The organism is Methylobacterium aquaticum (assembly GCF_001043915.1).
Lineage (GTDB): Bacteria > Pseudomonadota > Alphaproteobacteria > Rhizobiales > Beijerinckiaceae > Methylobacterium > Methylobacterium aquaticum.
Genome location: NZ_LABX01000081.1, coordinates 49287 through 72982 on the forward strand (window position 1 = coordinate 49287; position 23696 = coordinate 72982).

Below are 23696 nucleotides of genomic sequence, written 5' to 3' on the forward strand. Positions count from 1 at the left end.
GATCTCAATCCAGGAAGCGCCGCACGGTGAGGCGCGAGACCACCGCGGTGACGATCGAGGCGATCACCCCGATCAGCACCACGCTGGCATAGCCGCGCCAGCCGATGGCGAAGCCGCCGAACAACGCCTCGATCTCGTCGCCGGCCGGGCCGGCGCGCCAGACCCGGGCCAGCGCGCCGCCGGCCCCGATCACCGCGAGCGCCGCCACGGCGCCGATCGCCCCGCCGCGCAACCCCAAGCGGAAGAAGCGGCGCTGGAACTCGCGGGCGATGAAATCGGCGTCGGCGCCGACGAAATGCAGCACCTCCACCACCTCGCGGTTGCCCGCCATGGCGCCGCGGGTCGCGAAGGTGACCGCGAGCCCGGTGGCGAGCAGCACCAGCGCCACCACGGCGACGCCGACGCCCACCACGGTGTTGGCCATGGTCGAGAGGCGCGAGAGCCAGAGCGCGTGATCGTCGAGGCTGGCCACCCCGGGCAGGGCCTCGGTCAGGCGCTGGCGTAAGGAGCCGAGATCGGGCGCGGTCGTCCCCAGGCGCACCGTGATGAGCCGTGGCACCGGCAGCTCGCCGAGATCGAGGCCGCTGCCGAGCCAGGGTTCGAGCAGGCGCTCCGATTCCGCCTTGGTGAAGGGCCGCGTCGCCACGATGCCGGGGGTGGCGGAGGCGAGCGCCGCCGCCTTGGCGACGTCGGCCTCGGTGTCGCGGCCCGATCCCGGGCGGATCTGGATCGTCACCTCCTGCGCCACCGAGCCCTGCCACTGCGCCGCGCTCGACGCGACGATCTCGGCGCCGCCGGCGCAGAGCGCGGCGAGGAAGGTCAGGATCGCGATCACCGCGGCGAGCGCCCGGCCGGCGCTGGTGTCGGTCGGCACCAGGGGCGCGTTGCGGCGTAAGGTCGGCGGCAGATCGGAGGCGGGCGCCTCGCGCCGCGTCGCCCGCTCCCGGATGGCTCCGTCAGACATGATGCGTCTCCCTGCGGCTCATCCCTCGACCCGCAGGCGGTTGTTGCCGAGGATGAACCGGCGCGCATCGACGAGGTCCATCAGGGCGAAATCGTGGGTGGCGATCAGCACCGAGGTGCCGAGGCGGTTCAGCTCGACGAACAGGCGCAGCAGGCGCCGGCCGAGCTGGGGATCGACGTTGCCGGTCGGCTCGTCGGCGAGCAGCAGCTCCGGCCGGGCGATCAGCGCCCGGGCGATCGCCGCGCGCTGCTTCTCGCCGCCGGAGAGCAGCGGCGGCAGCACATGCATGCGCTCGCCGAGGCCCACCCAGCGCAGGAGTTCCACCACCTCGGCCCGGTAGCTCGTCTCGGCCCGGCCCTGGACGCGCAACGGCAGGGCGACGTTCTCGTAGGTGGTGAGGTGGTCGAGCAGGCGGAAATCCTGGAACACCACGCCCATGCGCCGGCGCAGGGAGGTCAGGGAGCCGCGAGAGATGTCGTTCACCTCCTCGCCGAACACCGAGACGAGGCCGCGGCTCGGCCGCACCGAGAGCAGAATCAGGCGCAGAAGCGTCGTCTTGCCGGCGCCCGACGGGCCGGTGAGGAACTGGAACGAGTGCGGCGCGATGGTGAAGCTGATGTCGCTCAGGACCTCGGGGCCGACCCCGTAGCGCATCCCGACATTCTCGAACCGGACCACCGGCTCGTCCATCCCGCCGAGCAGGCTGCTTCCGGTTCCCCGGTCCGTTCTCGCGTCCATCCGGTCTCCCTGCACGGTCTCGATGCGCGGTCTCGCGATGAGCGATCGTTCGGTGCGATCGCTCCGGCGCAGGCGCTTTTGCAGGCCCGAGGCGCCTCGTCATCCGCGCCGCTTTACCACGCATTAAGGCTGTGGCGGGAGGAGTCGTGGTGCGGCTTCGGTGCCGTGCCCGACTGATTCGCCATGCTGATCGTCTGTCCTGCCTGCGCAAGCGAATATACGCTCGATCCCGAGCAGATCGGCCCGGCCGGGCGCACGGTGCGCTGCGCCGCCTGCCGCGAGCCCTGGTTCGTGTCCGCCCCCGCCCCCGAACCGGGCGCTGACCTGCCGCAGACCGGCGAGGCGGTGTTCTCGGCCTCCGGCACCGCCCCGCCCCGCCGGAGTCGCCCCCGCGCCGAGCCGGCGAAGCGGAGCGGTGCGCCGGGGCGCCGGCGCCTCGCCGCCGCGGCGCTGGCGGTGGCTGGGCTCGGCGCGGTCGGGCTCGCCCTGATGCCGGCGGGACGGGCGGGCCTGGTGCGCGCCCTGCCCCAGACCGCCCGGCTCTATGCGGCGATCGGCCTGCCGGTGAACCTGCGCGGCCTCGCCTTCCGGGACGTCGCCGCCTACCAGGTGCCGGATGCCTCCGGCGCCGGCCGCCTCGTGGTCGAGGGCGACCTGGTGAGCGCCGCGAAGGAGGCCGTGCCGGTGCCCCCCTTGCGCCTCGAACTGCATGACGAGCACGGCCAGGTCGTCTACCGCTGGACGGCCGAGGCGCCGCGGGACCGGCTCGAACCCGAGGAAACCGCCCGCTTCCGGGCGGAGCTTCCCGGTGCCCCGGCCAAGGGGCGCGCGGTGCTGGTCCGCTTTGCCGCGGTTGACAGCGGGGATTCTGCCGTCAGCCTGAGGGCGCCGCTGAATCCCCCCACGACCCCGTGAGAAGACCGAGGCCGATGAACCCGCCCCTGCCCCGCGTCCGCGTCCTCTTCGACGAATCCGCCATCGCGCAGCGCAACGAGGAGATCGCCCGCGCGATCGCCAGCCAGCCCCTGGAGGACCTCCTGGTGGTGGCCGTGCTGAAGGGCAGCTTCATGTTCGCCGCCGACCTGATCCGGGCGCTGCACCGGGCCGGCCTCGCGCCGCAGGTCGAGTTCATCCACCTGTCGAGCTACCGCGCCGCGACCGTGTCGTCGGGCCAGGTCGCGATCCTGCGCGACGTCGAGAGCGAGGTGCGCGGGCGCGACGTGCTCCTGATCGACGACATCCTCGAATCCGGCCGCACCCTCGTCTACGCCAAGGATCTGCTGATGGCCCGCGGGGCGCGGCGGGTGCTCTCCACGGTCCTGCTCGAAAAGCCCGGCAAGCGCGCGGTGACGATGGACGCCGATTACATCGGCTTCACCTGCCCGGACGTGTTCGTGGTCGGTTACGGGATGGACGTGGCCCACGCCTTCCGACAGTTGCCCTATGTCGGCGTGGTGGATTACGGCGACGGGGCGCCGGACCTGTTCGACGAGCGTTAGGAATTGCCGGCTTAGGAAGTCCGGCGCCGGGGGCGGCGCGGACGGGCGGCGGTGCCGCGATCCCAGAGCGATGCGCAATTGCAACGCGGCTGGGTTTCGTTCCGGAGAGCGGCACGAAACCGGGAACTTGACGACTGCGGTGGCTTGACCCGGCTCCGCAGGCCCGATCACATCGGCCGTGTCCGCGCGGTTTTTCGGCCCAACGAGACGAGAGGACATGGCGCGCATCCTGCTGGTCGACGACGAGGAACCGATCCGAGGCTTCCTGAAGCGCGGGCTGGAGATGGACGGCCACACGGTCGTGACGGCGATCGACGGCAGCGACGGTCTCGACCGCCTGTCCGAGACGCCCTTCGATCTGATGCTGACCGATATCCGCATGCCGCTGATGGACGGCATCGCCCTGGCGCTCGCGGCCAAGCGCGACTACCCGGATCTGACGATCCTGCTGATGACGGGCTTCGCCGACCAGCGCGAGCGCGCCCGCGGCCTCGACGCGATCGTGGCCGATGTGCTGACCAAGCCCTTCACCCTCGCCGACATGCGCGCCACGGTGTCCCGCATCCTGCGCAGCGCCCGGGCGGTGGCCGCACCCGCTCGCTGACCGCCCTCACGGCCCGGGCGCCGGGCCGGCGAACCGGGCGAGCGCGAAATCGATGAAGGACCGGAGCTTCGGGGTGAGCCGCCGATCTGGCGCATAGAGCAGGTTCATCGGGCGTGAGACGGGCCGATAGGCCGGCAGCACCGGCACGAGATGGCCCGAAACGACGGCGTCCTGCACCAGGGCGATCGGTTGCAGCAGCAGGCCGAGGCCGGCCAGCGCTGCGGTGAGCAGAGCCTGGCCGTTATTGACCAGAAGCCGGTACGACACGTCGACCGCCTCGGGCCCGTCCGGCCCGATGAAGCGCCATTGGTCCCCCGTCGCCATATGGGCAAAGCCCAGGCATTCGTGCTGCCGCAGGTCGGCCGGCACGAGCGGCGCGCCTCTCGCCGCCAGGTAGGACGGGGAAGCGCAGAGGGCGAAATCCATCGGGCGCAAGGGCCGGGCGATCAGGCCGCTCTCGGCCGGCGGGCCGACGCGGAAGACCACCTCGTAGCCCTCCTCGATCAGGTCGACCTTCCGGTCCGAGAGGGTCAGCTCGACATCGACCTGGCTGTAGGCCGCGAGGTAGGCCGGCAGCACGCGGGCGAGGTCGTAGGCGCCGAAGGTGACCGGGGCGTTCACGCGGATCCGGCCCCGCGGCACCGCCTGGCTGCTCGCCGCGACCGCCTCCACCGCCTCGACCTCCGCCAGGATGATGCGCACCCGCTCGTAGAGCGTGCGCCCGGCCTCGGTCAGGCTCTGCCGGCGCGTCGTGCGGTGGATCAGCCGCACGCCGAGATGATCCTCCAGCAGGCGCACCTGCTTGCCGACCGCCTGCGGCGAGAGCCCGAGCAGCGCGCCGGCGGCCGAGAAGGATCCGGTCTCGACGGCCTTCGCGAAGGCTTCCATGCCGGACAGACGGTCCATCGATTGCAAGCCCAACGTTTCGAATGTCGAATGCGGGCCTGGATTTATCACGCCGCCGGCCGGGTCCATACCGGTTGCACGAGCGGGGCAGACCAGAGGAGAGGCCATCATGGCGACGACGCGCAGCGTGGTGATCACCGAGTTCGGCCCGCCGCAGGTCATGACCTTGGCAAGCAGGGACCTGCCGGCCCCCGGTGCGGGCGAGGTGTGCCTGCGTCAGACCGCGATCGGCTTCAACTTCATCGACATCTACCAGCGCCGGGGCATCTACCCGCTCGCGCGGCCGACCGGGCTCGGTTTCGAGGCGGCGGGCGTGGTCGAGGCGGTCGGGCCGGAGGTCGCGGACGTCGAACCCGGCGACCGCGTGGCCTACATGAATGCCGGTGTCGGCGCCTATGCGGACCGGCGCAACGTGCCGGCGGAGAAGCTCGTGCGGATCCCCGCGGGCATCAGCGACGAGGCCGCCGCCTCCCTGCTGTTCAAGGGCATGACGGCGCAATACCTCCTGCGCAAGACCCATGCGGTGCAGCCGGGCGACCTGCTGCTGGTCCATTCCGCCGCTGGCGGCGTCGGCCAGATCCTGACCCGCTGGGCCACGGCGCTCGGCGCCACCGTCATCGGCACCACCAGCTCGCCGGGAAAGCGCGAGGCGGCGCGGGCCGCCGGCTGCGCGGCCGTGATCGACCTGACCGATCCCGACTGGCCGAAAGCCTTCCTCGAGGCCACCGGCGGCGCCAAGGCGCGGGTCGTCTACGACGCGGTCGGCAAGGACACGCTGGTGAAGTCCCTTGATTGCGCCGCCCCCTTCGGGCTGGTTGTCTCTTACGGCGCCGCCTCAGGCCCGGCGCCGGCGATCGACCCGGAATGGCTGAACAAGAAGGGCTGCCTGTTCCTCACCCGCCCCTCGGTCTTCCCGCACAATGCCGACCCGGCCACCTTCCGGGCCAACGCCGCCGACCTGTTCGACGCGATCCGTCGCGGCCACGTCGCGGTCGAGATCGGGGCGCGCTTCCCCCTGGAGAAGGTGGCCGACGCGCACGAGGCGGCGGAGGCGCGGGCGGTGACGGGGGCGATCGTGCTGCTGCCGTGATGGCCCCTCTTGCCAACGGTCGAAAGAAAACGACCTTTGGTGCCGTTCTCGAAGTTTCGCCAAGTCTCGAATTGTCCCGAAGCCCGAAATCCCGGACATCTGGGCTTGGCATCGACAAGTCGAGAGGGAGTCAACGGCCGCGTCGATCTCGGGCCTGCCCGAGATCGAATCGATGCGTCAGCATCTTCGGCCGTTGGTATCAGTTCATCCACCAGATCGCCGCGTTGAGCGCCGTCGCGTAGGCGACCCAGGCGGCATAGGGCACCAGGACGAGGGCGGCGAGCCGGTCGAGGGGCAGGAACAGCCGGATCGTCCACAGGATCATCACCAGCATGGCGGCCACCACGACGAGGCCGCCACCGAGGTCGTGGCGGGCGAAGAAGACCGGCGTCCAGGCGCCGTTGAGCGCGAGCTGGACGAAGAACGCCCACAGGGCGAGCGTCCGGGTGCGCCGCAGGCCGAGCGTCGCCGGCCTCGTGCCCAGCACCCGCCAGCCGGAGAAGGCGATCAGCGTATAGAGGATCGTCCAGGCGACCGGGAACAGCCAGTTCGGCGGCGTGAAGCCCGGTTTCGCGAGGCCCGCATACCAGGTCGGGATGTTGGGGGTGGTCGCCAGGCTGCCCAGGACCGCGACCGCGACGACGGGCACGATCGCCGCGACGAGGCGCGGCAGGGGGGACAGGACGGGCCGGGCGGGATCCGGGTGGGACAGCGTTGCGGTGGGCGGCATCTCGGGCTCGGGTGCTATACCGGGATGGAGGTTGCGCGCCGGCACCGCTTCTGCAAGGGCGGAAGGGAGCAAAACGTCCCTGTCAGCCCCGGAGTCCCGGCATGAGCCACGCCCCGCGCCATTGGTCGAAGAAGAGCCTCGCCGCGCAGGCGCTGGGCCACGTCGACCCGGTCACCAAGGCGGTGGTGCCGCCGATCCACGTCGCCACCACCTATCTCCGCGACCCCGACAACCAGTATTCCTCCGGCTACGTCTATGGCCGGCCCGACAACGCCACCGTGCGCGAGGCGGAAGGCGTGATCGCGATGCTGGAGGAGGCAGAGGCCGGCGCGCTGCTGTTCTCCTCCGGCATGGCCGCCGCCACGGCGGTGTTCGGTGCCCTCGATCCGGGCGACCACATCGTGGCGCCGACCATCATGTACTGGGCCCTGCGCCGCTGGCTGTCCGAGGAGGCGACCCGCTGGGGCCTCAGGGTCGATTTCGTCGCCACCGACGACCTCGACGCCCTCAAGGCGGCGGTGCGACCGGGCGAGACCAAGCTCGTCTGGCTCGAGACCCCGTCGAACCCGCTCTGGACCATCACCGACATCGCGGCCGCGGCCGAGATCGCCCACGCGGCGGGCGCCCGGCTCGCGGTCGATTCCACCGCCAGCTCGCCGGTGGTGACCCGGCCCCTGACCTTGGGCGCCGACGTGGTGATGCACGCCGCCACCAAGGTGCTCAACGGGCATTCCGACGTGATCGCAGGCGCCCTTGCCGGGGCCAAGGCGGACGCCTTCTGGGCCCGGATCCAGCGCATCCGCTCGGGCAACGGCGCGATCCTGGGGCCGTTCGAAGCCTACCTGCTGATGCGCGGGATGCGAACGCTCCACCTCCGCATCGCCGCCCAGATGGCGAATGCCGGTGCGCTGGCGCAGCGGCTCGACGCCCATCCGGCGGTGGCCCAGGTGCTGTATCCGGGCTTGGCCCGGCATCCCGGCCACGCGGTGGCGGCGCGCCAGATGAACGGCTTCGGCACCATGCTGTCGATCCGGGTCGCGGCGGGCGAGGCGGCGGCGATCGCGACGGCGGCCCGGGTGGGCCTGTGGAAGCGCGCCACCTCGCTCGGCGGCGTCGAGAGCCTGATCGAGCACCGCGCCTCGATCGAAGGCCCGAGCACCCCCTGCCCGCCGGACCTGCTGCGCCTGTCGGTCGGCATCGAGGATGCCGACGACCTGTTCGCCGATCTCGATCAGGCCCTGCGGCACGGTTGAGGGATCCGGCCGAGGGAGCTTCCGGCGCGGTCTGCGCGTTGAACCGGCGACGCTTCTTCGTCTCCGGTTCATGGGAGCCCCGCCATGCCTGCCGCCCTGCCCCTCGCGCTCCTCGGCGCGCAGCTCGTCCTCGTCGCGGCGGATGGCCCGCCGCGGCTCGACATCTCGGCCACCTGCCACTCCCCCGGCCGCGCCTCGGTCAGCCAGGAGGCGGGCGCCGATGGCTGCCTGCGCTCCGAGCGCTCGGCCGGCGACGAGCTGCGCAAGCGCTGGGGCGAGTTCTCCGGTCCGGCCAAGACCCAGTGCTCGCAGCAATCCCGCGCCGGCGGCTTCCCGAGCTACGTCGAGATGCTGACCTGCCTCGAACTCGCCAGCGGATCCGTGCCGGTGACGAGCCCCACCAACCGCGCCACCGCCGGCCAGGGCAGCCCCGCCACCACCGGCAGCGTCCGCGGCCGGCCGGCGGAGCGCGCCGACAGCATGACCGCCGAGCCCTCGGCGAGCCAGCGCACCGACCCGCTCACGGTGCTGGGCAAGCCTGCGAGGTGAATGGTCATTTTTTGAAGTGCTATGTATCGTCTGATGGGCTCGGCCGAAGTAGAAATTTGATTATTCTGCTCTATCCAGCCCGTCAACGATGGAGATACCTGTATTCACGAATTTTTGTTTTTACAGTGTAGCGAATTATGCTCTAGCCACGGCACAAAAAAGGGCGCCCTTGCGAGCGCCCCTTGAAACCATCAAAACAAATGTCGTAAGACAAAACAAAATTCGATCGCGTTACGATCAACAGCGCCCTTAAATTAGAACACCTTTTCGATAATCGCCGCGATAAGATAGATCAACGCAGTAATCAATCGATTCACAACATAATGCCTCCTTTCCTGTGATTCCACAGCGCAGGCCGCCATCGACGGCCGGTCCGCGATGGTTAACGAGTCTTAACGCGAGCTATGCAGGGATGCAACCACTTTTCTGGTCCATAAGGTGACAGTCTCCGGGCTGCCGCATTGGAACGTCACTACGCGCACCTCAGATCTCCCGCGGCGGCGACGCCTTGGCATCGTCCGTGGCCGTCGCGAGCCAGACCGGCGCCTCGCCGCGGACCGGGTGCGGCCGTGCAGGCGCCGGCGGCGCGGCGCGGGCTGCCGCGAGGTCGTGCAGTTCCGGCGCCTGGGCGGTGTCGTCAACGGTGAGGAACAGGCCGCGCCGGCGCGCCGCCTGGCCGAGATCGACGCGGCTGGTGAGCACGCTGAGCGCCGGGCTCGCCAGCAGGGCGACGGCCAGCGGCGCCATCCAGAGGGCGAGCCACGGATCGGCGGCATAGGCGAGCGCCGCCGCCAGCAGAACCCCCGCCACCAGCGAATCGGCCTGGAGCCGGCAGGCTTCCGACCACGGCACCCGGCGGTCGTCGCGGACCTGCGTGTCCCAGCGCACCACCCGTCCGGCGAAGGTCGTCGCCACCGCGCCGGCATTGAACAGGGTCATGACCGGCCAGAGCAGCACCCACAGGGCCTGTTCCAGGGCGGCGCTGACGAGCAGGTTCCGGGTGCCCCCGAAGGCCGCGCGGCGCTCCGGCGACAGCAGGACGTGGCCGAGGCTGAGGAGCTTCGGCAGGGCCAGCACGGCGAGGCTCAAGGCCGCCAGGGTCGCCGCCGCCGGCCCCTCGCCGGTCAGGCCGTAGGCGAGCAATCCGAGATCGCCGCTGCGGATCGCCTGCCAGGTGCCCAAGGCCAGAAAGGCGACCCAGACCGGCGAGACGAGATAGGACAGGATGCCGGCGCCGAGGTGCCAGCGGCTGCCGGCGGTGAGGCCCGGCAGGCCGATGATGCCGAGATGCTGGAGGTTGCCCTGGCACCAGCGCCGCTCGCGGCCGAGCAGGTCGGTGAGGTTGGTGGGCATCTCCTCCCAGGTGCCGGGCTCCTCCGGCAGCAGGCGCAGCTCCCAGCCGGCCCGGCGCAGGAACGCGCCCTCGACCGTGTCGTGGCACAGGATCTCGCCGCCGAGCGGCGGGCGGCCCGGCAGCACCGGCAATTCGGCATTGGCCGCGAAGGCTGCGATCCGCAGGATGGCGTTGTGGCCCCAGTAGCCCCCGTCCGGCCCCTGCCAGGTCTCCAGCGCCCGGATCGACAGCGGGGCGTAGAGCCGCACGGCGAATTGCTGGATGCGGGCGAACAAGGTGTCGCGCCCGGCGGCGTAGCTCACGGTCTGGATCAGGCCGGTCCGGGGGTTCTCCTCCATCAGCCGCACCAGGCGGCGCATGGCGGCGCCGGTCATCAGGCTGTCGGCGTCGAGCACGATCACGAAGTCGTATTCGTGGCCGTAAGTGGTGCAGAACTCGCCCAGATTGCCGGCCTTGCGCCCGGTATTCTCGGCCCTGCGGCGGTAGCGGATTGCCGGCAGGCCGGGCCCGGCGCTCTCGCGCCACGCCTGGATCCGGGCGAATTCCTGCTCCTCGGCCGCGGCGATGTCCGGGTCGCGGGTGTCGCTGAGGACGAAGAGATCGAGGTCGCGCCCGTCGCCGCCGGTGCGGGCGAGTGATCGGGCCATCACCCGGAGCGCCGCAAAGACCGCCGCCGCGTCCTCGGCATGGATCGCCACCACGGCGGCGGTGCGGCTGCGACCGCTCGCCTGCGGCGCGGTCCCGGCGGCCTGCCGCTCCACCGCCGACATCACCCGTCTCCCGAGGGCGGCGGCGATGGCGCCATAGAGGTAGGTCCAGGCGATGTAGCATTGCCACGCCATCGCCAGGCAGAACAGGACCAGCACCGCGGCGTCGAGCGGCCCGTCCGGCATGCCGACGGAGGCGCAGGCCGCCGCCGCGAGGGCAAGGGCCGTCGCCACGGTCGGCAGGACGAGGGCCAGGCGACGCCGGCGCAGGGACGCGGCCTCGCGACGGGACGGGTCCGCGCCGGGCGCAGCCGGCACCGCATCGTGCGGCGGGGGAACAAGGGACATGGGGCCGCGTGAACTCGATGGAGGGGAGCAGAGGGGAAGCGGCGAAGGGCGCCGCCGTTGCGCTATCCCGCTGGTCTGGCTTGGATCGTTCTCCTGGATCAATCGGGCTGAATGACGCCGGAACGATGACACCTGTTCGTGGCGCTCCGCTCCCATAGATACAGCCTGGAGGTATCCAGACCGGCATGGCCGGAACGGGACGAGCCTTGGCAGTACGACCTTTGGCAGTACGACCTTTGGCAGTACGATCCTTCAGGGAGCGCGACGGTTGCCGCAGACCATCCTGATCACCGGCGGGGCCGGCTTCATCGGCCGGGCCGTGGCGCGGGCCCTCGTCGCCCGGGGCGACCGGGTGCGCGTGCTCGATCGCCTGATCGAGCAGGTCCATGGGGACCGGGTGCGGCCCGAGGGGCTGCCCGATGCGGTGGAGCTGCGCATCGGCGACATCCGCGACGGGCGCGCCGTGGCCGAGGCGGTCGCGGGCGTCGATGCGGTGATCCACCTCGCCGCCGAAGTCGGGGTCGGCCAGAGCATGTACGACGTGGACCGCTACGTCGCGGTCAACGACCACGGCACCGCGGTGCTGTTCCAGGCGCTGATCGAGCGGCCGGTCCGGCGGGTGGTGGTGGCCTCGTCGATGAGCGTCTACGGCGAGGGGCTGTATCGCGGCGCCGACGGGCGGGTGCGCGAGCAGGTTGTGCGCCAGCCCCGCTCCAGGCCGGATGCACCGTGGGACCCCCTCGACGAGGAGGGCCGTCCCCTGGTGCCGGTGCCGACGCCGGAATGGAAGCGCCCGGCTCTGGCCTCGGTCTACGCGCTGACGAAATATGCCCAGGAGCGCCTGACCCTGATGCTGGCCCCCGCCTACGGCATGGAGGGTGTGGGCTTACGCCTCTGGAACGCCTACGGACCGGGCCAGGCGCTGTCGAACCCCTATACGGGCGTGCTCGCCATCTTCGCCTCGCGGCTGCACAATGGCGTCCCCCCGGTGATCTTCGAGGACGGGCACCAGCGGCGCGACTTCGTGCAGGTCGACGACGTGGCGCAGGCTTTCCTGCTCGCGCTGGACCGGCCTAAGGCCGCCGGCCAAGTCTACAATATCGGCTCGGGCGAGGACCGGTCGGTGCGCGAGGTCGCGGCCCTGCTCGCCCGCGCGATGGGCCGGCCGGACCTGACCCCCGAGATCGCCGGCAAGGCCCGGGCCGGCGACATCCGCCACTGCATCCCGGATCTCACCAAGGCGCGCGACGAGCTGGGCTATCGCCCAGCCCGCGACTTCACGGACGGGCTCACGGAACTCGCCGCCTGGGTGGCGGCGCAGGAGGAGGCCCGGGACCGGGTCGAGGAGGCGCGCCGCGAACTCGACCGGCGCGGGCTGGTGGCGTGATGGCGCTCCATTCCGGCCTCGCGGCTCGCCCGGTGCTCATCACCGGCGGCGCCGGCTTCATCGGCGCCAACCTCGCCGACGCCCTGGCGGCGGAGGGGCGGGACGTCCTCGTCTACGACGCCCTGCTGCGCCCCGGCGTCGAGGCCAACCTCGCCTGGCTGAAGGCGCGCCATCCCCGGCGGATCTCCGCCGTGACGGCGGACGTGCGCGATGCCGGCGCGCTGGCGGCGGCGGCCTCGGATGCCTCGGCGGTTGTCCACCTCGCCGCCCAGGTCGCCGTGACGACGAGCCTCGCCGATCCGGCGGCGGATTTCGCCGTCAATCTCGGCGGGACGCTCACCCTTCTCGACGCCCTGCGGCGGCGCCCCGACCCTCCTGCCCTCGTCTTCGCCTCGACCAACAAGGTCTATGGCGACCTCGCCGACCTGACCTTCCGGCGGGTGGGCGACGCCTACGCACCGGAAGACCCGGCCCTTCTCGCCCACGGCATCGGCGAGGACCGCCCCCTCGACTTCCACACGCCCTATGGCTGCTCCAAGGGCGGCGCCGACCAGTACGTGCTCGACTACGCCCGCAGCTTCGGAGTGCCGACCTGCGTGCTGCGGATGAGCTGCATCTACGGTCCCCGGCAGATGGGCACCGAGGACCAGGGCTGGATGGCGCATTTCCTGATCCGGGCGATGGAGCACGAGCGGATCACCGTCTACGGCGACGGCTGCCAGGTGCGGGACGTGCTCGATGTCGGGGATGCGGTCGCGGCCTACCGGGCGGCGCTCGCGCGGATCGCGCAGGTGAAAGGCCGGGCCTACAATCTCGGCGGGGGGCCGGGCAACGCGGTATCGCTGCGCCAGGTGCTGGCCGCCATCGAGGCGATCGTCGGCCATCCCCTCGATGTCAGGTTCGAGGACTGGCGCGCCGGCGACCAGCGCTACTACGTGTCCGATGCCCGCCGCGCCGTCGCCGATCTCGGGCTGCCTCCACCGCTGCCCTGGCGGCAGGGCCTGAGGCGCCTGGCGGACTGGATCGCCGAGAGCCGGGGCCGGCCCACGGCGCGTCAGGCGGCGCCGGGCTGACACACGCGCGAGACGCGCTTCGGTTCCCGTCTCGCGCCCGCGGCGACGGCATGGTCGAGCGCACGCCATGCACCTGCGGCATGACGGACGCCCCATTGGTATCAATCGCTTAACGGCATTCGGGCGAAAAGCCCTTGTCGTGCGGAGCGGCCCCGCCACTTCCTCCATAGTCGCTACCAGTATCTGCGATGCCCGTTCCCGGTCCAGGACAGCCGCTTTGAGAATCGCCCTCGTCAATCCGACCTGGAGCTTCGAGAACAGCATCTATTTCGGGTGCCGTTCCCCGCATCTCCCCCTGGAACTCGGGGCGTGCAAGGTGTTGCTGGAACGAGCGGGCCACACGGTGCTGATGCTGGACGGAGCCCTCGACGGGCTCTCGCTCGCCGGCTTGGCCGACCGGGTGGCGGAGTTCGCCCCGACGATCACGGTGGTGACCACCGCCCCGACCTACCTGTTCTGGCGCTGCGCCCAGCCCGAGTTGCGGGTGCCCCGCGCCTTCCTGGACGCGCTGGGCAACCGCGGCGGCCGCACCGTGGCGGTGGGCCCGCACGGGTCGGTCACGCCGGAGACGACGCTTGCCAAGCTCGCCTGCGACATCGTGGTGCGGGGCGAGTGCGAGGAGGTGGTGACGCGCCTCGCCGAGGGCGGGCTCGACCGGCTCGGCTCCGTGCCGGCCCTGGCCTTCCGCGACGCCTCCGGGACGGTCGTCACCGGCAGCCCCGCGGCGACCACCTTCACCGACCTGCCCGCCCTGTCCTGGCCCGACGAGTGGGTGGCGCGCCACACGCACCACCACCACCGCTTCGACCGGGCGCCGGAGGGACCGGGCGCCGAGATCGAAGCCTCGCGCGGCTGCCCTTATTCCTGCACCTTTTGCGCCAAGATCGACTTCCGGGACGCCTACCGGCGGCGCGCGCTGCCGCTCATCCTGGAGGAGGTCGACCGGTTGATCGCGCAAGGGGTGACCTACCTCTACTTCATCGACGAGATCTTCCTGCCCCAGGCGCCGCTGCTCGAGGCGCTCGCCGCCCGCAAGGTGGAGTTCGGGGTGCAGACGCGGATCGACCTGTGGAAGCCCGACATGCTCGACCTGCTGGGTGCGGCGGGCTGCGTCTCGATCGAGGCCGGCGTCGAGAGCCTGACCGAGGCCGGCCGCGCGATGCTCGACAAGAAGTGCCGCGCCTCGACCGACGACCTCGCCGAGCGCCTGATCCATGCCCGCCGCTCGGTGCCCTTCGTGCAGGCGAACCTCATCAAGGTCGCGGGCGACGATCCGGAGATGGTGGCGTCCTGGCGCGACCGGCTGCGCGCGGCCGGCGTCTGGGCCAACGACCCCGTGCCGCTCTATCCCTACCCGTCCTCGCCCGATTACCGCCGCCTCTGGGGCGAGCCGGACGGCGAGGCGTGGGAGCGGGCGCACGCTCATTACCTCGGCCAGTTCGACCGCTTCAGCGACATCCAGGAGGAGCGGCCGGCCCCGTTGCGCGAGTTGGAGGCGGCATGCTGCCCAGCCTGACGGTTCCGGCCGGACGACCCCTCCCCTATCGGGGGACGCCGGCCCTCAACCTGTTCATGACCGTCGATGCGGTCGGCGGAATCTGGCAATACGGGCTCGACCTCGCCGAGGAGCTGACCCGCCAGGGGGTCGGCGTCACTCTGGCGGTGCTGGGGCCGGAACCGTGCCAGGACCAGCTCCGTGCCGCCCGCGCCATCCGCGGCCTCGCCCTGTGCCCCCTCGGGGCGAGCCTCGACTGGACCGCCCTCACCCCCGGCGAGGTCGAGGCCGCCGCCGCCCTGGTCGCCCGCGAGGCCGAGCGGGCTGGGGCCGACCTGATCCACCTCAACAGCCCGGCGCTCGCCGCCATCACGGGGTTCTGCGCCCCGGTCGTGGCGGTGGCCCATTCCTGCGTCGCCACCTGGTGGGCGGCGATGCGACCCGGTCCGCTGCCGCCGGACCTCGCCTGGCGGGCGAGCCTGGTGGCGGAGGGCTACCGCCGGGTCGACACGCTGCTCTGCCCCACCCACGCCTTTGCGGAGGCGACCGCCGCGACCTACGGCATCGCCCCGCCCCGCGTGGTGCCGAACGGCCGGCGCAGCGCCGCCGCGCGCGGGCCGCGCATCCCGGCGGGCGCCGCCGCCTCGCCCTTCGCCTTCACCGCCGGCCGGCTCTGGGACGAGGGCAAGAACGCCCGCACCCTCGACCGGGCCGCCGCCCGGATGCGGCTGCCCCTGGTGGCCGCCGGCGACCTCAAGGGCCCGAACGCGGCGCAGTTCTCCCCCGAGCATCTCCGGCCGCTGGGGCGGCTCAGCGACCAGGACGTGGCCCGCTGGCTCGCCGGGGCCCCGATCTACGCCTCTGCTGCCCGCTACGAGCCCTTCGGCCTCGGCGTGCTGGAGGCAGCGAGCGCCGGCTGCGCCCTGGTGCTCTCCGACATCCCGACCTTCCGCGAGTTGTGGGACGAAGCCGCGATCTTCATCGCGCCCGACGACGAGGCGGGCTTCGCCCATGCCATCGAGATGGTGGCGGCCGATCCGGCGATCCGGGCGCGGCTCGGCGCCGAGGCGCGCAGCCGGGCCGAGGGCTATACGGTCGAGGCGATGACGGCGGGGGTGCTCGACGCCTACCGGGCGGTCCTGGAGGCACCGCCCCTGCGGGCCGGGATCCCGGCGTGAGGGTCGTCGCCTTCACGCAGTCCCTGCGCTCGTGCTGGAACCACGGCAACGCCCATTTCCTGCGCGGCGTGCTGCGCGAGTTGCAGGCCCTCGGCCATACGGTCGCCGCGCACGAGCCGGAGGGGTCCTGGAGCGTCGAGAACCTGCTGCGCGACCACGGCGCGGCCGGCCTCGCCGCCTCCCTGGCGCCCTATCCCGAGCTGACCGCCCTCATCGACCCGCCGGGCTTCGGCCAGGAGCACGCTGACTCGGACGCTGACTCGGACGCCGCCCTGGACGCCGCCCTCGACGGCGCGGACCTCGTGCTGGTGCATGAATGGAACGCGCCCGCCCTCGTGGCCGGCCTCGGCGCGGCGCGGCGCAAGGGCGGCCGCTTCACGCTGCTCTTCCACGACACCCACCACCGGGCGGTGAGCGAGCCCGCGGCGATGCGGGCCTACGATCTCTCCGGGTACGACGGCGTCCTCGCCTTCGGCGAGACGCTGGCCGAGGTCTATCGCGGCTGGGGCTGGGGGAATCGCGTCGTCGTCTGGCACGAGGCCGCCGATACCCGCCTGTTCCGCCCGCCCGCGGTGGAGGGCCCCCGGGAGGGGCTGGTCTGGATCGGCAATTGGGGCGACGGCGAGCGCAGCGCCGAGCTGGAGCACTTCCTGTTCGGGCCCGCGGCGCGCGCCGGGCTGCCCCTCGACGTCTGGGGCGTGCGCTATCCCGACGAGGCGTTGGCGACCCTGCGGCGCTCCGGGGCCCGCTACCGCGGCTGGCTGCCCAACGCCCGCGCGCCCGAGATCTTTGCCCGCCACCTCGCCACCGTGCACGTGCCGCGGCGCTTCTACGTCGAATCCCTGCCGGGCATTCCGACGATCCGGGTCTTCGAGGCCCTGGCCTGCGGCATCCCCCTGGTCTCGGCGCCCTGGCGCGACAGCGAAGCTTTGTTCACGCCGGGGAGCGACTTCCTGGTGGCGCCGGACGGCGCGGCGATGGAGCGCCACCTGCGCGACCTGGCGAACGATCCGGGCTTGCGGGCGGGACTGGCGGCCCACGGCCTGCGGACGATCCGGGCGCGCCACACCTGCGCCCACCGGGCGGCGGAGCTGCTGGCGGTGGCGGAGCGGCTGCGGCGGTGATCCGATTCCGGCGCTCGCGCCGGCGCCCCCGATCGCTGCCCTGTGCCTCGCCCTGTGGATGCGGCGTCAGCCCGCGTCCCGATCCTGGCGCCGCGTGGCCGTTACGCGGACAGATCCCGCCGCATCAGCGCATACATCCGGCCCCGATACGCAAACGTCTCGACGTTCCGCCATCCGATCTGGGCATAGAGCGCTTCGGCGCTGCGGGTATAGAGCCACAGGGTCGCGATCCCGAGGGCGGCGGCGTCCGCCTCGACCGCGGCGACCAGCCGGACGGCATGGCCCCGGCCCCGGGCCTGGGGCGCCACGAAGACGCCGGCGAGCCAGGGGGTCAGGTCGGGCCGCGGGTCGAGGTCGTGGGCCACCAGGCTCGCCATGCCGACGGGCTCGTCGTCATCGAGGAGCACGAAGGTGCGGGGCATCGGGCCGGGTCCGGCGGCGCCCGCGGCCTGCGCCGCCATCATCTCCGCGAGGCTGTCATCCTCTTCCTGCCGGAACGCCTCCCAGCGCCAGCGCCCGGTGAGGGGCGCGAGGTCGGGCCGCTCGGCGGTGGTGACGATCGCGTGGCGCATCGGGCGCTCCTTCCGCAGACGTGCGGTGGCCGATCGACGCACGTCCGACGAGATTCTTGTGTTGTCACGGATCATCCGTCGCAACACCCGCGACCGCGTCCGCGAGATCCGCCGAGGGTCGGCGGTGCTCGGCCCGATCGTGCCTGCTTCCGTCCTCGGTGCCACCCTCGTCAATGCCATCCTTGGCCGAAGCGACCGGTCGAGTGCATCAGGGTGTGCCCGCATTCGAGGCAGAGATAGCGGGTCTCCACGCCGCCGCCGAACGCCTCGACCACCGGGGTCGAGGCCACCACCATCAGCCGGGCATGGGGCCGCTCCTGCCAATGCGCGCGCATCTGCCCGCAGCAGGCCCGGCAGGCCGCATCGTCGGCGCTCATCGGGGGCGGCGGCCCGGGGCGGATCTGGAAACTCTGCTGGGCCATGCGGCGTCGGCCTCGTGCGGTTCAAGCCGCATCCGAAGCGATCCCGGGATGGGATGCCCGTCGGCCCCGCGGGATCAGCAAGAACGGGACCGGCGTCATGAGGCGGGTCGAGCGGGCGGAAGACCGTCCGCTCGGGGAAGAACCATGCGGAAGCGCCACCGCTCGACCGATACGGCCAAGCCAGATCGGCGTCGCTTCGCCGACGGGACGATAGCATTGTTTCGCGGGATTGCGGCAAGACTGTGCGGAAGGGGACCCTGCATGCCACGGTGGGTCTCCGGTAACCGTGGCCGGGGCACCGGGTGGCCCGCAGAGGGGAGAGGCTTCCGGGGCGGCTCCGTCGGGGAGCGATGCCGATCGCTCATGCCACCGCACCGGCGCGCGCCAGCGGGGTCGCCATCGCGCCGATCCGGGCCTCTGGCTCGCGGGATCAGGGGGCTCGTGCGGAGCGTGGTAGCTGGTCGGGCGACGGATCCCGATCCCGCTCTTCCACGGTGCCGGTACGGTGCCGGGGCGCGCGGTGCTGGCTGCCCTCACGGAACCGGAGACCGGTGCCCTGGTCGAGGTGAAGGACGACCGGCCGCTGAGGCGCTTCACGCAGACCGAGGTCGAGGCGGTGAGGGAGGCGGTGGCGCTCGTCGATGCGGCCGGGGCGTCGTTCGGCGCAATCCGCATCGCAGGCGGGGCCGGATGCCGTCACCTCGATCCCCCGGGGCTGACGCCGCCGGCCGGGCGGGTGACCGGCGCGGTCCGACGGATCAGTACTCGACGAACTCGCCGAGCCGGCCGGCGAGGCGGTAGGCGCGCTCGCGGGTGAGGCCGCGCAGGATCACCCGGGCATCGCTGTAGAGCGTGAAGGTGCCGTCCGCGTCGGCCTGGATCCGGATGCCCTCGTGCATCGCCTGCTTCATGGCTCGACGCCCTCCCCTGTCGCTGCGGCCCCTGTCCGGGGCGCGGAGGGAAACGCGCGGGAGCGCCGGAGGGTACGGCACCCGATCATATTTTTTAAACCATCGCGCGCGCGAAAAATGATCGCCCCCCGGAACCTTCGCCGTGGGATGAACCTTTCCCGTGACCCGCCCCGAGCGGGAAAAACCTCCCGCCTCGGCGGGCCGGCTCGCGCCCCGAGGGCGGGAGCCGCGCAAGAGGAGACACCAAGATGAAGACGCTGACTCTGGGCCTCGCGGCGGCCGCCGTTCTCGGCGCCCTCACCTTTGGCGGCGCGGCCTCTGCGGCCCCGGCGAGCCCGGCTGGCCTCCAGGCCGCTCCCATGGTGGAGACCGTGCAGATGACCCGCGGCGAGCGCCGGATGATGCGTCATCACCGGATGCACCGGCACATGATGCACCGCCGCCACATGATGCACCGGCGGCACATGATGCGTCACCGCCACATGCATCGCCATATGCACCGCATGTAATACCAACGGTCGTTGAAGACGACCGTTGGCGCCGGTCTCGGATTTACGCCAAGCCCAATGTCACGGACATCTGGGCTTGGCATTGGAACTTCGAGATCGAGCCAACGGCCGCGTCGATCTTTGGCCTGGCCGAGATCGGATCGATGCGTCAGCATCTTCGGCCGTTGGCATCAGGTCATCCGCTCCGCCCGATGCTCCCATCGGGCGGAGTCGTCTTGCGTCAGAACGGCCGATTGGCGAGGGCCGGCTTGCCGGCCAGGATCCGCTCGTCGACCTGGCGCACGTCGCGCAGGCCGCACATCGCCATCGTGACGTCGAGTTCCTTGCGGATGATGTCGAGGCACTGGGTCACGCCCGCCTCCCCGCCGGCCCCGAGTCCGTACAGGAAGGCCCGGCCGATGAAGACGCCGTGGGCGCCGAGCGCCAGCGCCTTGATGACGTCCTGGCCCGAGCGGATGCCGCCATCCATCAGCACCTCGATCCGGTCGCCCACGGTCCGGACGATGTCGGGCAGGGCCGCGATCGACGAGATTGCCCCGTCGAGCTGACGGCCACCGTGGTTGGAGACGATCAGCGCCTCGGCGCCGCTCTGGGCGGCCAGTTCCGCATCCTCGGGATCGAGGATCCCCTTGAGGATCAGCTTGCCGCCCCAACGGTCGCGGATGCGCTTGACGTCGTCCCAGTTGAGGCGGGGATCGAACTGCTCGGCGGTCCAGGACGAGAGCGAGCGGAGATCCCCCACCCCTTGCGCGTGCCCGACGATGTTGCGGAAGGTGCGGCGCTGGGTGCGCAGCATGTTGAGGCACCAGCGCGGCTTCGTCGCCAGGTTGACGATGTTGGGAATCGTCATCCGGGGCGGGGTCGAGAGGCCGTTCTTCACGTCCTTGTGGCGCTGGCCCAGGATCTGGAGATCGAGGGTGAGCACCAGGGCCGAGCATTGCGCCGCCTTGGCGCGGTCGATCAGCCGGTCGATGAAGTCCCGGTCGCGCATCACGTAGAGCTGGAACCAGAACGGCGCGTCGGTATTCTCGGCCACGTCCTCGATCGAGCAGATGCTCATGGTCGACAGCGTGAACGGCACGCCGGCCTTGGCGGCGGCGCGGGCGGCCAGGATCTCGCCGTCGGCGTGCTGCATGCCGGTCAGGCCGGTCGGCGCGAGCGCCACCGGCATGCTGACGGGCAGGCCCACCATGGTGCTGGCGAGCGTGCGGTTCGTCATGTCGACGGCGACGCGCTGGCGCAGCTTGATCGTCGAAAAATCGTCCTCGTTCGCCCGGTAGGTGCCCTCCGAGTACGAGCCGGAATCGGCGTAGTCGTAGAACATCCGCGGCACCCGCCGCTCGGCGAGCACGCGCAGGTCCTCGATGCAGGTGACGGGGCCGCTCGTGAAGAACCGCGACGTCCAGGAGGGCGGCCGCGACGAGGGCATTCGGGTGGCGTGCATGGCGTCTCGCTCGTTTCCGTCTCTTCTCGCCCCGCGCCGGGACAGCCTTTGGCCCGGCACGCGGGTTTTTGGTCTCACGCCCGCCCGGGATACAATCAACCGTTCGGGTCTGACCATCGTTTTCGCCCTGCGCCCGGCGCGGCCCGACACCGCGCGGATCAGGGGACGACCTCCTCCCGCGGGGTCGCGCTGAGTTCGGCCCAGTCCAGTTCCTCTTCGAGGCGCAGGTAGGCGTCGTCGCCGATCTCGTCGCGCTCGCGCAACGACAGGATCACCGCCCGGGCGGCCTCGACGGCGCGGCGGCGCAAGCGATCGGCGGGCAGGCTCGCCGGGGCGAGGCCCTCGTCATGCTCCTCCGCCTCGCGCAACGCCACGTCGAATTCCCGCCGCAGGGCCTCGGCATGGGGCGAGGTCTCGTCGGCCAGGCTGTCGCGGGCCGCCCGGTAGGCCGCGGCGCGGGCCCGGCCGATCTCGATCCCGACCGGATCGTCGTCGCCGAGCGAGAACCAGGCGAGCAGCGGGCGCAAGGTCAGGACCTGGATCACCAGGGTGCCGAGCACGACGCAGAACGCCGTCAGCACCACGAGGCCGCGATGCGGGAAGTCGCCCGGCAGCGCCAGGGCGAGCGCGATGGTGACGACGCCGCGCATGCCGCACCAGGCCACGATCGTGCCCGAGCGCAGACCGATCGGCTGGGGTCCGACAGGCCCGGCGAGGCGGTGCCAGAGCCGGGCGGCGGCCCGGGCGCCGAGCACCCAGGCGAGACGCACCGCGACCGTGGTGCCGAACACCGCCGCGGCGACGACCGCCGTGCGGCGTCGCTCCTCCGGGCTCAGGCCCTCGAGGATCGGGCCGATCTGGAGGCCGATCAGCACGAAGGCGAGCACGTTGAGCACGAACACCGCCGTCTCCCAGACGGTGTTGGAGGTGACCCGGAGATGGGCCGGCATGGTCTGGGGCGAGAGCCGCGACACCGTCAGCCCGAAGCTCACCACCGTCAGCACGCCCGAGACCTCGACCCGCTCGGCGGCGAGCCAGAGGCCGAAGGTGGCGACGAATTGCAGCACCACGGCGCTCGGCGGATCGGTGACCCGGCGCATCAGCCGGACGTAGAGCATCGCCAGGACCGGCCCGGCGATGATCCCGCCGACGATGCCGATCAGGAAGGTCGGGGCGACCTCGGCGACCGAGAACGAGCCGGTCGCCACGGCCCCCAGGCCCAAGCGGTAGATCAGCAGCGACGAGGCGTCGTTGAACAGGCTCTCGCCCTTGAGGATGGTGACGAGGCGGTGCGGCAGGCGGACATGCGCCAGCACCGAGAGCGCCGCCACCGCATCCGGCGGCGCCACGATGGCGCCGAGCACGATGCCGGCGGAAAGCGGCATGTCGGGGACGAGCCAGTGCACCACCAGGGCCACCGCCACGGTCGTGACCCCGACCGCCCCGACGACGAGGCCGGCGATCGGCAACCCGTTGCGCTTCAGGTCGCGCAGGCTGGTGTCAGAGGCGGCGTCGAGCAGGACCGGGGCGAGGAACAAGGCCAGCGCCAGGTCGGGATCGAGGCCCGGCCGCGGCACCTGCGGCACGAAGGCCAGCATCACCCCGCCGATGGCGAGAAAGGCCGGGAACGGCGCCCCGAGGCGCCGCGCCACCCCGGCGAGCAGGACCGCGACGACGAGCACGCCGGCGATCCATTCGAAGATCAGCATCATCCCTCCCGTCTGAAGGAGGGCAACGCGCGCGGGGCGTGGGTGGTTGAGGGACGCTCAGTCGCGCGGCAGGGCGGCCTGCAACTCGGCGATCTGGCCCGGGCGCAGGATGTGCCCGTCGGCGAGGACGATCCAGACCATGCCCGTCTCGATCCGGCCCGCCTCGACCACCGCCTCCCGCAGGGTCACGGTCGGGCGATCGCCGGTCTCGTCGCCCGGCCAGACGACGAGTTGCGCGGGGGTGCTCCAGTCGATGCGGGTGGGGTCGCTCATCACCGCGTCATCACCCTCCATTGCGGCCGGGCCGGGGCGGAATTGGTGCAACGGCGTGGCTGACGATACCCCACCGGTCGCTTGGCCATGTCGCTCTGCCGTCGCGGCTGCGATGCGGAGACCGGCGGCTCTCGCACGCCGCGCGGGGGGTCAGGCCGCGTTGGTGGCGCCGCCGAGACGCTCCATCAGGCTGCGCTCGTAGGCGACCAGCTCGCGCCCGATCTTCAGGGCGCGGTGATATTGCTTGGCCGCGAGTTCGTCCTGGATCGCCACCAGGTAGGGCGCGCTCGTGGGCATGCTGCGCAGGATCTCCATCGATTGCCGCACCAGGAGGTCGTCGGCCTCGATCGGATGGTCGGCGAGGTAGATCAGCTGGAGCGTCACGCACAGGCGCTTGCAGGCGGTGTCGGCGCCGCTCTCCGGGATGATCTCGCTCTCGCGCAGGAACTTGCAGGTGTTCTCGATCAGCAGGTTGGTCGAGCGCTCGCCGTTGCGGAGCGCCGCACCGTTGATGATCAGGCGCTCGAACGGCTTCAGGTGGATGCGCAGGGGCATGGGCGTCGGTCCGTATCAGCTTGAGCGAAGGGTGCGCCTTCCGAGTCTGGTTGCATCCGCTCCGTCACCCCGACGGGCCGGCGGAGGACCGCGCCAGCGGCGCCGTCCCGTGCCGCCCGCCCCCGTCCGGCGCCCGGCCACGGCACGAGGACCGCACGACCGGCCCCACACCATCCGGAGATGGAAGCGGCCGGCGGGCCTGCCCTCGCGGCAGGGCGTTGGAGAGGGAATGGGTGAACATGGGCCCGACGCTAGGGCGCGGACGATTAAGAATTCACTGTATGGATGATCGGAACAACTCG

24 protein-coding genes are annotated in these 23696 nt (G+C 71.7%); 12 read left to right on the forward strand and 12 right to left on the reverse strand.

Translation table 11 applies throughout. The features are described from left to right. Nucleotides 1–4: 4 nt before the first annotated feature. Together VP06_RS11275 and ftsE are read right to left on the reverse strand one after the other, a co-directional pair. Nucleotides 5–964, reverse strand: coding sequence for a cell division protein FtsX (locus VP06_RS11275; RefSeq protein WP_048463854.1), 960 nt, complete (start codon nt 962–964; stop codon nt 5–7). An 18-nt stretch (nt 965–982) separates the two neighbouring features. Beyond that, nucleotides 983–1702 carry a cell division ATP-binding protein FtsE gene (gene ftsE / locus VP06_RS11280; RefSeq protein WP_048463855.1) on the reverse strand — a complete coding sequence of 240 codons (720 nt, stop codon included), beginning with the start codon at nt 1700–1702 and terminating at the stop codon, nt 983–985. 183 nt (nt 1703–1885) lie between these two features. Between ftsE and VP06_RS11285 the strand changes: the two genes are divergently transcribed. From VP06_RS11285 to VP06_RS11295, 3 genes are all read left to right on the forward strand, one after another. Beyond that, a complete protein-coding gene (locus tag VP06_RS11285) occupies nt 1886–2617 on the forward strand; it encodes a zinc-ribbon domain-containing protein (RefSeq protein WP_048463856.1) in 732 nt (243 codons plus the stop codon). A 14-nt stretch (nt 2618–2631) separates the two neighbouring features. Continuing rightward, nucleotides 2632–3201, forward strand: coding sequence for a hypoxanthine phosphoribosyltransferase (gene hpt, locus VP06_RS11290; protein ID WP_048463857.1), 570 nt, complete (start codon nt 2632–2634; stop codon nt 3199–3201). A 217-nt stretch (nt 3202–3418) separates the two neighbouring features. After that, nucleotides 3419–3805, forward strand: coding sequence for a response regulator (locus tag VP06_RS11295; protein ID WP_048463858.1), 387 nt, complete (start codon nt 3419–3421; stop codon nt 3803–3805). 6 nt (nt 3806–3811) lie between these two features. Here the strand turns inward: VP06_RS11295 and VP06_RS11300 are convergent, their stop codons facing one another. Next, nucleotides 3812–4711 (reverse strand): LysR family transcriptional regulator, encoded by a 900-nt coding sequence (locus VP06_RS11300; RefSeq protein WP_048463859.1) that lies wholly within the window; start codon nt 4709–4711, stop codon nt 3812–3814. A 109-nt stretch (nt 4712–4820) separates the two neighbouring features. On the opposite strand from VP06_RS11300, the gene VP06_RS11305 reads away from it, so the two are divergent. Then, the gene (locus VP06_RS11305; RefSeq protein WP_048463860.1) at nt 4821–5801 is read left to right on the forward strand and encodes a quinone oxidoreductase family protein; all 981 of its coding nucleotides are present in this window, start codon (nt 4821–4823) and stop codon (nt 5799–5801) included. A gap of 199 nt (nt 5802–6000) precedes the next feature. Here the strand turns inward: VP06_RS11305 and VP06_RS11310 are convergent, their stop codons facing one another. Further along, entirely contained in the window at nt 6001–6531 is a 531-nt protein-coding gene (locus VP06_RS11310) for a TspO/MBR family protein (protein WP_082167338.1), read from the reverse strand. A gap of 101 nt (nt 6532–6632) precedes the next feature. Between VP06_RS11310 and VP06_RS11315 the strand changes: the two genes are divergently transcribed. Together VP06_RS11315 and VP06_RS11320 are read left to right on the forward strand one after the other, a co-directional pair. After that, nucleotides 6633–7784: a trans-sulfuration enzyme family protein gene (locus VP06_RS11315; RefSeq protein ID WP_048463861.1), complete on the forward strand. Its 1152-nt coding sequence runs from the start codon at nt 6633–6635 to the stop codon at nt 7782–7784. Nucleotides 7785–7868: 84 nt separating this feature from the next. Then, nucleotides 7869–8333: a hypothetical protein gene (locus tag VP06_RS11320; protein WP_048463862.1), complete on the forward strand. Its 465-nt coding sequence runs from the start codon at nt 7869–7871 to the stop codon at nt 8331–8333. 483 nt (nt 8334–8816) lie between these two features. Here the strand turns inward: VP06_RS11320 and mdoH are convergent, their stop codons facing one another. Further along, entirely contained in the window at nt 8817–10742 is a 1926-nt protein-coding gene (mdoH, locus tag VP06_RS11325) for a glucans biosynthesis glucosyltransferase MdoH (RefSeq protein WP_082167339.1), read from the reverse strand. Nucleotides 10743–11010: 268 nt separating this feature from the next. On the opposite strand from mdoH, the gene VP06_RS11330 reads away from it, so the two are divergent. The 5 genes from VP06_RS11330 (at nt 11011) to VP06_RS11350 (ending at nt 16999) form a co-directional block, all read left to right on the forward strand. Next, nucleotides 11011–12129 carry an NAD-dependent epimerase/dehydratase family protein gene (locus VP06_RS11330; RefSeq protein WP_048463864.1) on the forward strand — a complete coding sequence of 373 codons (1119 nt, stop codon included), beginning with the start codon at nt 11011–11013 and terminating at the stop codon, nt 12127–12129. Further along, nucleotides 12129–13202, forward strand: coding sequence for an NAD-dependent epimerase/dehydratase family protein (locus VP06_RS11335; RefSeq protein WP_048463909.1), 1074 nt, complete (start codon nt 12129–12131; stop codon nt 13200–13202). Before VP06_RS11330 ends, VP06_RS11335 begins: the two co-directional genes overlap by 1 nt. A 217-nt stretch (nt 13203–13419) precedes the next feature. Continuing rightward, nucleotides 13420–14718, forward strand: coding sequence for a TIGR04295 family B12-binding domain-containing radical SAM protein (locus VP06_RS11340; RefSeq protein WP_048463865.1), 1299 nt, complete (start codon nt 13420–13422; stop codon nt 14716–14718). After that, a complete protein-coding gene (locus VP06_RS11345; protein ID WP_048463866.1) occupies nt 14703–15875 on the forward strand; it encodes a glycosyltransferase family 4 protein in 1173 nt (390 codons plus the stop codon). Before VP06_RS11340 ends, VP06_RS11345 begins: the two co-directional genes overlap by 16 nt. Beyond that, on the forward strand, nt 15872–16999 hold the full coding sequence (locus VP06_RS11350; RefSeq protein WP_048463867.1) for a CgeB family protein: 1128 nt from the start codon (nt 15872–15874) through the stop codon (nt 16997–16999). The genes VP06_RS11345 and VP06_RS11350 overlap by 4 nt, the downstream gene beginning before the upstream one ends. A 101-nt stretch (nt 17000–17100) precedes the next feature. Here VP06_RS11350 and VP06_RS11355 read toward each other — a convergent pair whose 3' ends face one another. The 3 genes from VP06_RS11355 to VP06_RS36235 form a co-directional block, all read right to left on the reverse strand. Further along, on the reverse strand, nt 17101–17571 hold the full coding sequence (locus tag VP06_RS11355) for a GNAT family N-acetyltransferase (protein WP_053081714.1): 471 nt from the start codon (nt 17569–17571) through the stop codon (nt 17101–17103). Between the two features lie 170 nt (nt 17572–17741). Further along, complete coding sequence (locus tag VP06_RS11360; RefSeq protein ID WP_048463868.1) at nt 17742–17993, reverse strand: hypothetical protein; 252 nt, start codon at nt 17991–17993, stop codon at nt 17742–17744. A 758-nt stretch (nt 17994–18751) separates the two neighbouring features. After that, the gene (locus VP06_RS36235) at nt 18752–18904 is read right to left on the reverse strand and encodes a hypothetical protein (RefSeq protein ID WP_156295549.1); all 153 of its coding nucleotides are present in this window, start codon (nt 18902–18904) and stop codon (nt 18752–18754) included. 248 nt (nt 18905–19152) lie between these two features. Here VP06_RS36235 and VP06_RS11365 point away from each other — a divergent pair, with 248 nt between their 5' ends. Then, nucleotides 19153–19413 (forward strand): hypothetical protein, encoded by a 261-nt coding sequence (locus VP06_RS11365; RefSeq protein WP_048463869.1) that lies wholly within the window; start codon nt 19153–19155, stop codon nt 19411–19413. Nucleotides 19414–19633: 220 nt separating this feature from the next. On the opposite strand, the gene VP06_RS11370 is transcribed toward VP06_RS11365, so the two are convergent. From VP06_RS11370 to VP06_RS11385, 4 genes are all read right to left on the reverse strand, one after another. After that, nucleotides 19634–20842 (reverse strand): alpha-hydroxy acid oxidase, encoded by a 1209-nt coding sequence (locus tag VP06_RS11370; protein ID WP_048463870.1) that lies wholly within the window; start codon nt 20840–20842, stop codon nt 19634–19636. Nucleotides 20843–21015: 173 nt separating this feature from the next. After that, on the reverse strand, nt 21016–22566 hold the full coding sequence (locus tag VP06_RS11375; RefSeq protein WP_048463871.1) for a cation:proton antiporter: 1551 nt from the start codon (nt 22564–22566) through the stop codon (nt 21016–21018). Nucleotides 22567–22623: 57 nt separating this feature from the next. Further along, a complete protein-coding gene (locus VP06_RS11380; protein ID WP_048463872.1) occupies nt 22624–22839 on the reverse strand; it encodes a hypothetical protein in 216 nt (71 codons plus the stop codon). 150 nt (nt 22840–22989) lie between these two features. After that, nucleotides 22990–23394, reverse strand: coding sequence for a flagellar biosynthesis repressor FlbT (locus VP06_RS11385; RefSeq protein WP_048463873.1), 405 nt, complete (start codon nt 23392–23394; stop codon nt 22990–22992). Nucleotides 23395–23696: the final 302 nt, after the last annotated feature.

Excerpts from the sequence above, each read along its gene's own strand:
- VP06_RS11275 (WP_048463854.1), bottom strand. The coding sequence starts at position 964 with ATGTCTGACGGAGCCATCCGGGAGCGGGCGACGCGGCGCGAGGCGCCC.
- ftsE (WP_048463855.1), bottom strand. The coding sequence starts at position 1,702 with ATGGACGCGAGAACGGACCGGGGAACCGGAAGCAGCCTGCTCGGCGGG.
- VP06_RS11285 (WP_048463856.1), top strand. The coding sequence starts at position 1,886 with ATGCTGATCGTCTGTCCTGCCTGCGCAAGCGAATATACGCTCGATCCC.
- hpt (WP_048463857.1), top strand. The coding sequence starts at position 2,632 with ATGAACCCGCCCCTGCCCCGCGTCCGCGTCCTCTTCGACGAATCCGCC.
- VP06_RS11295 (WP_048463858.1), top strand. The coding sequence starts at position 3,419 with ATGGCGCGCATCCTGCTGGTCGACGACGAGGAACCGATCCGAGGCTTC.
- VP06_RS11300 (WP_048463859.1), bottom strand. The coding sequence starts at position 4,711 with ATGGACCGTCTGTCCGGCATGGAAGCCTTCGCGAAGGCCGTCGAGACC.
- VP06_RS11305 (WP_048463860.1), top strand. The coding sequence starts at position 4,821 with ATGGCGACGACGCGCAGCGTGGTGATCACCGAGTTCGGCCCGCCGCAG.
- VP06_RS11310 (WP_082167338.1), bottom strand. The coding sequence starts at position 6,531 with ATGCCGCCCACCGCAACGCTGTCCCACCCGGATCCCGCCCGGCCCGTC.
- VP06_RS11315 (WP_048463861.1), top strand. The coding sequence starts at position 6,633 with ATGAGCCACGCCCCGCGCCATTGGTCGAAGAAGAGCCTCGCCGCGCAG.
- VP06_RS11320 (WP_048463862.1), top strand. The coding sequence starts at position 7,869 with ATGCCTGCCGCCCTGCCCCTCGCGCTCCTCGGCGCGCAGCTCGTCCTC.
- mdoH (WP_082167339.1), bottom strand. The coding sequence starts at position 10,742 with ATGTCCCTTGTTCCCCCGCCGCACGATGCGGTGCCGGCTGCGCCCGGC.
- VP06_RS11335 (WP_048463909.1), top strand. The coding sequence starts at position 12,129 with ATGGCGCTCCATTCCGGCCTCGCGGCTCGCCCGGTGCTCATCACCGGC.
- VP06_RS11345 (WP_048463866.1), top strand. The coding sequence starts at position 14,703 with ATGCTGCCCAGCCTGACGGTTCCGGCCGGACGACCCCTCCCCTATCGG.
- VP06_RS11355 (WP_053081714.1), bottom strand. The coding sequence starts at position 17,571 with ATGCGCCACGCGATCGTCACCACCGCCGAGCGGCCCGACCTCGCGCCC.
- VP06_RS11360 (WP_048463868.1), bottom strand. The coding sequence starts at position 17,993 with ATGGCCCAGCAGAGTTTCCAGATCCGCCCCGGGCCGCCGCCCCCGATG.
- VP06_RS36235 (WP_156295549.1), bottom strand. The coding sequence starts at position 18,904 with ATGAAGCAGGCGATGCACGAGGGCATCCGGATCCAGGCCGACGCGGAC.
- VP06_RS11365 (WP_048463869.1), top strand. The coding sequence starts at position 19,153 with ATGAAGACGCTGACTCTGGGCCTCGCGGCGGCCGCCGTTCTCGGCGCC.
- VP06_RS11370 (WP_048463870.1), bottom strand. The coding sequence starts at position 20,842 with ATGCCCTCGTCGCGGCCGCCCTCCTGGACGTCGCGGTTCTTCACGAGC.
- VP06_RS11375 (WP_048463871.1), bottom strand. The coding sequence starts at position 22,566 with ATGCTGATCTTCGAATGGATCGCCGGCGTGCTCGTCGTCGCGGTCCTG.
- VP06_RS11380 (WP_048463872.1), bottom strand. The coding sequence starts at position 22,839 with ATGAGCGACCCCACCCGCATCGACTGGAGCACCCCCGCGCAACTCGTC.
- VP06_RS11385 (WP_048463873.1), bottom strand. The coding sequence starts at position 23,394 with ATGCCCCTGCGCATCCACCTGAAGCCGTTCGAGCGCCTGATCATCAAC.